Source organism: Streptomyces humidus (genome assembly GCF_014649655.1).
In the GTDB taxonomy this organism is placed as follows: Bacteria; Actinomycetota; Actinomycetes; order Streptomycetales; family Streptomycetaceae; genus Streptomyces; species Streptomyces humidus.
In genome coordinates this window covers 1-7,815 of record NZ_BMTL01000085.1, presented here as the reverse complement: position 1 = coordinate 7,815, position 7,815 = coordinate 1, and the positions used below count along the sequence as shown (strand labels likewise).

Here is a 7,815-nt window from a genome sequence, read left to right as displayed (position 1 = left end):
CCCGCGGAGCGGGACCTCCAGCGCTGCGCGCTGGACAGCGAAAGCCGGCGCGTTGCGCCGGCTGGGCGCCCGCTCCGCGGGCGCAGGCGTGGCAAGCCACGCCTGTCAGTCTCCGCTTCGCTTCAACTGACATGTAACAGGCCCGCGTTGCGGTCCTGTTACGGCGGCAAGCCGCCGGTCGAGCCGCTTCGCGCCTCGACGCAGGTCCGCTTCGCTCCCCTGCTTGAGGCAGGCTCTTCGAGCCTGCTAAAAGGCTCGCTGGCGCGAGCCTGGCTGGCTGCAAAGGCGCGGCGTGCGGTGCCTGTCTTCTTTCCTTCCCAGGTACTTGACGGACCGTCACGCATTCCTGACGGTCCGTCATTTTTGAGTGTCTATTGTCCCATACTGCTGGTGGCGGGATGGGGGTCTTCGGGGTTCAGGTGCAGGGGCTGTCATGTATGAGGCACGCTCGGTTGTAGCGTGTGATGGCCTCGCATCTTGAGGTCTTGCATCATAATTTCTCTGTAGAGACTCTACCCTGAGGGCTCACTGCCCCCGTAGATCGAAAGGCGGGATCTCATGCCGAGGAAGCAGCGGCTCCGTCCTCATCAGGTCGAGGCAGTTGACGCGGTGGTCCGCGCGCTCGGGTCTTCGGTGAGCGGAGAGCTCGCGGACGCGGCGGTGCGTGCGCAGGTGATTGCGCCTCCGGGAGCTGGCAAGAGCCTGATCGCGGTTTTTACGGCGCAGGGGCTCCGTGCCGAACGGGTGTTGGTTCTGGTGCCCACGCTCGACCTGCTGGGTCAGATGGTGGGTGTATGGCGTGCTGGTGGGCGTGGTGGTCGGTTGTTCGGGGTGTGCTCTGAGCGCGAGAAGGCTGCTGTGGGGGTGCGGTGCACTACGGATGCGGGTGAGTTGGCGGGGTGGCTCGCGGGTGGGGGCCGGGTGACGGTGTTCGCCACGTATGCGGCGGCTGGTCTGGGGGTGCTGGAGCGTGCTCATGCGGCCGGTGCCGGGCGTTGGGATCTGATGGTGGTGGATGAGGCGCACCGGACGGCGGGGGTGTTGGGGAAACCGTGGGCTGTAGTGCATGACGATCGGCGGCTGCCGGCGGTGCGGCGGTTGTACATGACGGCGACTCCGCGGTTGTGGGAGGTCCCCGGGCAGGAGGGGGGCACCGATGGGGCGGGGCAGCTGGTGGCGTCGATGGACGATGAGGAGATCTTCGGGCCGGTGGTGTACCGGCTGACGATGTCGGAGGCGATCGAGCGGGGGCTGATCGCGCAGTACCAGGTGGTCTGCGTGGATATTGCTGATCCGCAGCTGTCGGTGGTGCGGTTGGTGGGTGCGGAAGCGTTCACGGATGAGGTGCGGGGGGTGCGGTTGGCGGCCTTGCAGACGGCGGTTTTGAAGACTGCTGCGGAGCACCGGCTGCGGCGGGTGCTGACGTTTCATCACCGCACGAGTGAGGCGGAGGCTTTCGCGGGCGGGCTGGGACAGGTGGCCGCAGCGCTGTGGGAGGCCGATGCGGGATCGTTCGCGGAGCCGGAGGCGGTGTGGGCGGACTGGCTGTGCGGGGAGCATCGGGCGGTACACCGGCGGCAGGTGCTGGAGACCTTTTCCGCGGGGGTGGTCCAGGATGCCGTGATGGAGTTGTGTGTGCTGTCGTCGGCGCGTGTGCTCGGCGAGGGGGTCGATACCGCGGCGTGTGATGCGGTGGTGTTCGTGGATGCGCGGGGCTCGACGCCCGATGTGGTGCAGGCGGTGGGCCGGGCGCTGCGGATGCAGCCCGGAGAGAGCAAGGTGGCCTCGCTGGTGGTTCCGGTGTTCCTGGAGCCGGGTGAGGAGCCGGACGAGATGCTGGCCTCGCGGTCGTACACGCATCTGGTGAAGGTGCTGACCGCGCTGCGGGCTCACGATACCGAGGCCGTCGAGCAGCTCGCCGTCCCTCAGTCCCCCAGCCGGCAGGCTGCCTCGGCCGCGGGCGGGAGGACGGCGGGTGGGGTGGTCAGCGGGGCGGCGCAGGGGCTGCTGCGGTTCTCCACGGCCCGTGATCCGGCGCAGCTGGCAGCGTTCATCAGGGCACGTGTGTTGCGGCCCGAGGGCGAGTACTGGCGGCGGGGGCTGCAGGCCGCGATCGCTTACGCCGTCGATCACGGACACCTGCGGGTCCCCTACGGATATACCGCTCCCGATGGTTTCGCGCTTGGGGTGTGGATCGCCAAGCAGCGCGTCGCCTACCGCCAGGGCACCCTGGCCAAAGAACGGGTGAGGGAACTGGATGCGGCCGGGATGGTGTGGTCTCATCTCGAGGTGGCCTTCTCCGAGGGCCTGGCCGCCGCGCGCGGCTGGGCGGAGGAACACGGGCACCTCCTCACCCCCACCGAGGCAACCTGGCAAGGCTATCCCGTGGGGATCTGGCTGCGTGACCAGCGTGCCGCCGCGCGACGGGAACGAGCGGCTCAGAACTGGCCTGCCGAGGGCCTGGCACCGGGACAGCGTGACGGTACGCGGCGGTGGCGGGAACTGGAAAAGATCGACGCCGCTTGGTGCCCCGCCTGGGACATCGCCTGGCAGCGGTGCTTCCACCTCGCCCGCACCTATGTCAACGGAGGCGGGGAACTGCCCGCTGGGCCTGGGGAGCTCGTCGTCCAGGGCGAGGACCTCGGGCGGTGGACCGGCGCCCAGCGCACCGTTGCCGTATGGGACGGTCTGCTGCCCGCGCAGCAGTGGCTGCTCACGGAGGTGCTGCGCCTGACGCCGGACCAGCCTCAGACAGGACCTGCGTCAGGCGAGCAGAGAGCCGTGAGCCGGACGCGGGCGCAGATGTGGGCCGACAATCTAGCCGCCGCTCTCCAGTATCGCCAGCGGGAAGGACATCTGAACGTTCCGCGCCAGCACGTGGAAACCGTGGACGGAGACGACCGTGCACTGGGAGTGTTCATCGCCAACTGCCGGGCCCGCAAGCACCGCCTGGCCGCTGAACGGGTGCAGGAGCTCAGTGCCGTCGGAATGAAGTGGGTTTGAGGAATCGCGTGCGGAGGCCGCCGAGCTGAGGCGCTGACCTCCGACGACGTACGACAACTGGGCACGCCGGCGCGCCGCATGGCTGGGCATCCTGCTGACCGACCAACTCGGCCTGCTGGACGACCTCGTCGAACACGACGGCCGCCCCATCCGGCTGCCCCTGGGTGAATTCATCAGCACCGACCTCGACCTGATCGTGCTCGGCGAGATCGCCGACCACTGGCAAGACCTACACGCCCACTTCGGCAACACTCTCCTCACAGGCCTCACCGGTGACATGCTCTCCCCCGCCACGGACACGGCCTGGGAGTACCTTGCGCTGGTCGCCGACCGCCACCCCCAGCTCACGCAGGAACTCGCCGCGGCCGTCGACCAGCAACCCGATCTCCTCACCCACGACACCGTGCTCGCCTGGTACGCCCACACCCACCGCGGCGAGCCGCACCTGCTGCACGCCCTGATCGACAACCTCCGGCCGGGCGACAACGGAAGCCGGGACGTCGCACCCCTGCTGCTGGCCGACCCCCTGGTCCTCGGCCTCGACCCGGCGACCGTGCAACGCGCACTGCACGCCGAACTGGGTCCACGACGCAGCGGTTACCCGCTCCCCGCCTCCGGCGCGTTCCTCGCCCTGGTCGCCGGGTTCCCCGACGACACAGCCGTCGCCGACGCCTGGGAGGCCCTCCAGCGCGAGCGCGACCTGCACGGACACGTCGAGGTGGACGTGTCGGTGTACTACCCGCTGGCCTACGCAGCCGTCGAGACCGCCGACTTCGTGGATCAGGTATCCCGCGACAGCGAACGGATCTCCAGCCACTTCACCAACGACGTCGACCCACCGTTCGCTCAAGCCGTCATCCGCCGCCTGGAACGTGACCCGGAAGCACGCACCCGGGCCGACGCCGCCATCACCAGCACGGACACCTCCGATGCCCGGGCCGCCCAGCTCGCCTCCCTCAGCAGCGCGGCCACCGCTCTGCCCCCGGACGTCGCGGACAACCTGCGCCAGCGGCTCCACCGGCAGCAAGGCCTTCAGCTGCCCGACGCCGTACACGACTTCGTCACCGCCACAGACGTCCCCGTCCCCGCTCTCCTGCTGCGCATCCTGCAGTCAGGAACAGGGACATGACTCAACGCCAGACCGCACACCCCCTCCGCAACCACACCCCTTCATCCTTCTGACCTGCATAAACAGCAAGAAGCCCATAGGGATTCCCAAGACATCCACGACATTCCAGCTCCGTCGCGGGATCGCAGGCCACGGCACCACGACATCTGGCCAGAGGTACACGATCCGTAGTCACCACTGGTCAGATGCCACACCATCGACCGCCGAGAAAATCCAGCTCAGCACCGAGACCCCAGGTCATTTGCCGAAGTAATGCTCCTCGAAGTACCCGAACCGGCGGCTGCCGAGCCAGGCCCGATGGGTGACGTCGCTGTCGGCGAGAACCGTGAAGGTGCTCTTCCCCAGCCGGATCCGCGTCTCATGGATCCGCACCCAGGGCCGGAACCACCAGCTGGTCGTGGTGATCCCGTACATGACCACGATGTCGTCCTCACACCATGTGACCAGGTAGCAGAGCCTCGACAGAAGCCAGGTCCGGACGGTGAGCTCGACCTTCCGCTCTTTGTCATCGGCCTCTTCGTGCTCGATCGGGGCGAGCCGTGCGCAGTGCCTCGTCGACTGCCACTTCGGTTCACCGAGCAGGGATTCGACGTAGTCGTGCCGGACACCCGGGGCGATCTTGCGGAGACGGGTGGTGACGTAGCGCCGGCGGCCGACGGTACGGCGCCACCCCTCGGTCAGTGCCTTGGTGAGGGTCCAACTGGCGACCGGCACTCCCGCCAGCGTCCAGAGGTTGAGGGTGGTGCTGTACCACGGCTCGGGATCGGACTTCATCGCTGAAGAATGCCGTACCCCACTGGCACGCAGAACCGCGGTCTCCCCAAGGCCAGGCGGCCGCCCAAGTGGAGCGCGGCGGGCATAAGTTGGAGCTCGCAAGCTGATCATCTTTTTGGGGGTGGGACGTGGCAGGTCGGGATCTGCGGGCACTTTTCAGCACGAACGACCGGGGCCTTCAGGCCGTGGAGGCGTTCACGAACCGGCAGCTGCAGTGGGAGCTGGTCGCGGCCGCACTGTCCGAGCATCTGCGTCTGATCACCGAGTCCGCGTTCGATGTCGAGGACCTGGAGCGCCAGCGTCACAACGTGATGGTGTTCCACGGGCTCGGGGGAATCGGCAGGACGACCTTGTCCCGCAAGCTGGAGGCAGCGCTCCCCGGGGCCGATCAGCGGCCTGCCCAGTGGGGTGAGCCCGCCTGGTTCGGACAGCGGATCCTGCCTGTACGCATCGACCTGGCTCGCTCCGCCGGAACGTCCTTCGAGGACGTCATCCTCACGATCCGTGCGGCGCTGGCCGAACTGGGCCGCCCGCTGCCCGCCTTCGACATGGCCCTTCGCCGTTACTGCGAGACCCAGCACCCCGGTGAAGCTGGAGGAGTACCTGCGCCGCGGTGGCCTTCTCCGTCCGAGGCGGCGCGGGTCAAGTGGGGTTCAGCGGACTGATGCCGGTACCCGCGTACAGCTCAGGTTCCAGCGACAGGACCGTGAGCGGCTCTCCCGCCTTCACCGCGTGCCAGGCGATCGCAGCAGCGTGAGCCACCGGCCAGTACACGTTTCTCCAGTCCATTGCATCCACAGCATGAGCTGCGGTGAACGGAACGTTCTCCGCGAACCGCAGAGATGCCGCGTGCTTGCCTGCGCCCGCAACCTGCCGTTCGGCAGCGAGCACGGAGAGGGAAGGGATGATGACACGACCGCTGCCTCGCGAGGCCTCGATGTAGAGGCCCGTGAAGAAGGAGTCCGCGCGGTACAGGGCTGCCAGAGCCGTGTGGTCCAGGACGGCCGTCAGGTTCATGCCGCGGCGCCGCCCTGATGGGCGCGGATCTTCGCCCAGGCATCTTGGCCGACCTGCTGAACCTGCTCGGTGTACTCAATGCCGAGCTCACGGGCGGCCTCGACCGCACGCTGCTCCCGCTCGGCTTCCGTGAGCTCGCGGGTGGCGAGCTCTTCCAGCAGCTCGGTGATGGTGGTGCCGCGCTCGTCGGCGAGGATACGCAGCCGGTTGCGCACTTCCTCGCTGGTCTTGATGCTCGTCGGCTTGCTCATGCCGAGAATTCTACCGCCGGTAGAACCGCCGGGGCAGTGTCGTCGAGTCGACGGCGCTGCCCCCGCCTGGATGATCTATCAGTCCATGTACGCCATGGCGATGCGCCTTCCTCGATCGTCCAAGTCGTCGGTCAGCTGGTAGCTCCAACCGGCCTCACGCAGTACCTCTCCTTCTGTCGCTTCGGTGGTGAGAGTCCGCCCGTGCGCCGGGCCGTACATCAAGATCACTGTTGTCATGGCGCGAACCGTAGGAGGCTCTGTCTCCTAGCGTCGCGGGCACGGCGGCGCACCACGTCCCCGCCGCCATCCCCGGTCGGCCCGCCCGGAGCTGGCCTACGAGGCGGCCGGCTCGGTGCGTTTGAACAGAGCTAGTGCTGTGACTAGGAAGGTCACGGGGTTGACGGTCGGAGCGGTTGGATATGGCGTGTCGTCCGATCCGAAGCTTGGGGGTGCGGTGGCTGAACCTGTCCGTGTGCGCAGGTTGACCGACCAAGAAGGGCTGAAGCTGCAGCAGATCGTGCGCCGGGGCAGCACCAGCTCGGTGCGATACCCGCGCGCGATGATGCTGCTCGCCTCGGCCGGCGGCAACCGGATGCCCGTGATCGCCAGGCTGCTGCAAGCCGACGAGGACACCGTCCGCGACGTGATCCATCGGTTCAACGAGATCGGCCTGGCCTGCCTGGACCCTAATTCCTCTGTAACAGCTCCGGCTGAGCTCCTCACAGCTCTGCCGGACGGTTCGAGCGCGGGACTGTGACGCCTTCCTGGACCCCGGCCGACGAGGCCTCCACCGAGAGGGGCGCCAGTCCCGTGACTCACGGGCAGATTCCGCGAGCTGAGTGCGGGAATCGGAAGTCGCGCGTCAGTCAATCCACGCCTCGCCGTGTCGATGCCGGTCCAACCCCACAGCTGAGAACTCATCCTCGCCGGCGCTTGCCACTACGCCCAACCGCCGCAGCGCTTGAGAGATCGGGCTGCCGGCTGGCGGGAAGGGCTGGCCCTCCTCCACATGGAGCGAGCGGGCCCATCACGATGGTGCCGCCATCCCACACGGCAGCCCGCTGCTCGCCCACGCCGCCGAAGTACTCAGCTTCCACGTAGGCCACCGGCCCACCGGCTGACCAGGCAGCGAGGGTCTTCTCGAACCCTCCTGGCAACCGCCAGAACCCCAACGCGCCTACGCCGCTCCCGTCTGCGACGGAATCGAACAGGGCGTCCGTCATCGGCATCAGCGACAAGCCCTGTCCGATCGACGCCAGCCGAGCGGCAGGCAGGTCCCGCGCCACACCCCGCAGCGCCTCCCCTTCAGCGATCACTGCTTGCAGGTCGTAACCCATCCCAACGCCCCCTCCAGATCGGAGGCCCCATCTTGTCCCAGACGGCAAAGGCGGACCCGCGCGGTACTCCCTCCCAGGACCACCACACCCCCAGTGGGTTCTCGCCGGAGCACCGTCCAGATCCCTCGAACCCGCTGGTTTCCGAGTTTGGCCGTGGCGCTGTCCCCGAAGGGCTGGTCACCCGGCGCCAGTTACGGGACATGGGCCTCAGAGGGCTTCTCGAAACCGAGTGTGGAGCTGGGGGTTCCGTACGGGTGTGCTGTTCAGGTGATTGTGGCCGCGCGGGGGCATGAAGGCAGGGCCT

At 67.9% G+C, this 7,815-nt stretch carries 8 protein-coding genes and 1 pseudogene; 4 read left to right on the top strand and 5 right to left on the bottom strand.

Translation table 11 applies throughout. The annotated features are described in order from the left end of the window. Nucleotides 1–558: 558 nt before the first annotated feature. Nucleotides 559–3,003 (top strand): DEAD/DEAH box helicase, encoded by a 2,445-nt coding sequence (locus IE239_RS40920; protein WP_190154524.1) that lies wholly within the window; start codon nt 559–561, stop codon nt 3,001–3,003. Between the two features lie 196 nt (nt 3,004–3,199). Next, a complete protein-coding gene (locus IE239_RS40915; RefSeq protein WP_190154523.1) occupies nt 3,200–4,132 on the top strand; it encodes a hypothetical protein in 933 nt (310 codons plus the stop codon). 237 nt (nt 4,133–4,369) lie between these two features. Here IE239_RS40915 and IE239_RS40910 read toward each other — a convergent pair whose 3' ends face one another. Further along, nucleotides 4,370–4,906 carry an ETEC_3214 domain-containing protein gene (locus IE239_RS40910; protein ID WP_190154522.1) on the bottom strand — a complete coding sequence of 179 codons (537 nt, stop codon included), beginning with the start codon at nt 4,904–4,906 and terminating at the stop codon, nt 4,370–4,372. A gap of 128 nt (nt 4,907–5,034) precedes the next feature. On the opposite strand from IE239_RS40910, the gene IE239_RS40905 reads away from it, so the two are divergent. After that, nucleotides 5,035–5,571 carry a hypothetical protein gene (locus tag IE239_RS40905; RefSeq protein ID WP_308435465.1) on the top strand — a complete coding sequence of 179 codons (537 nt, stop codon included), beginning with the start codon at nt 5,035–5,037 and terminating at the stop codon, nt 5,569–5,571. Here IE239_RS40905 and IE239_RS40900 read toward each other — a convergent pair. The 3 genes from IE239_RS40900 to IE239_RS40890 form a co-directional block, all read right to left on the bottom strand. After that, entirely contained in the window at nt 5,549–5,923 is a 375-nt protein-coding gene (locus IE239_RS40900; protein ID WP_190154525.1) for a PIN domain-containing protein, read from the bottom strand. The genes IE239_RS40905 and IE239_RS40900 overlap by 23 nt on opposite strands. Further along, the gene (locus tag IE239_RS40895; protein WP_101408647.1) at nt 5,920–6,174 is read right to left on the bottom strand and encodes a hypothetical protein; all 255 of its coding nucleotides are present in this window, start codon (nt 6,172–6,174) and stop codon (nt 5,920–5,922) included. The genes IE239_RS40900 and IE239_RS40895 overlap by 4 nt, the downstream gene beginning before the upstream one ends. Nucleotides 6,175–6,252: 78 nt before the next feature. Next, entirely contained in the window at nt 6,253–6,411 is a 159-nt protein-coding gene (locus IE239_RS40890; protein WP_164405894.1) for a hypothetical protein, read from the bottom strand. Between the two features lie 217 nt (nt 6,412–6,628). Here IE239_RS40890 and IE239_RS40885 point away from each other — a divergent pair. Further along, nucleotides 6,629–6,892 (top strand): annotated as a pseudogene (locus IE239_RS40885) (helix-turn-helix domain-containing protein); the annotation flags it as partial. 199 nt (nt 6,893–7,091) lie between these two features. Here the strand turns inward: IE239_RS40885 and IE239_RS40880 are convergent. Further along, nucleotides 7,092–7,511: a hypothetical protein gene (locus IE239_RS40880; RefSeq protein WP_229878795.1), complete on the bottom strand. Its 420-nt coding sequence runs from the start codon at nt 7,509–7,511 to the stop codon at nt 7,092–7,094. Nucleotides 7,512–7,815 lie beyond the last annotated feature (304 nt).

Excerpts from the sequence above, each read along its gene's own strand:
- IE239_RS40920 (WP_190154524.1), top strand. The coding sequence starts at position 559 with ATGCCGAGGAAGCAGCGGCTCCGTCCTCATCAGGTCGAGGCAGTTGAC.
- IE239_RS40910 (WP_190154522.1), bottom strand. The coding sequence starts at position 4,906 with ATGAAGTCCGATCCCGAGCCGTGGTACAGCACCACCCTCAACCTCTGG.
- IE239_RS40900 (WP_190154525.1), bottom strand. The coding sequence starts at position 5,923 with ATGAACCTGACGGCCGTCCTGGACCACACGGCTCTGGCAGCCCTGTAC.
- IE239_RS40895 (WP_101408647.1), bottom strand. The coding sequence starts at position 6,174 with ATGAGCAAGCCGACGAGCATCAAGACCAGCGAGGAAGTGCGCAACCGG.
- IE239_RS40890 (WP_164405894.1), bottom strand. The coding sequence starts at position 6,411 with ATGACAACAGTGATCTTGATGTACGGCCCGGCGCACGGGCGGACTCTC.
- IE239_RS40880 (WP_229878795.1), bottom strand. The coding sequence starts at position 7,511 with ATGGGTTACGACCTGCAAGCAGTGATCGCTGAAGGGGAGGCGCTGCGG.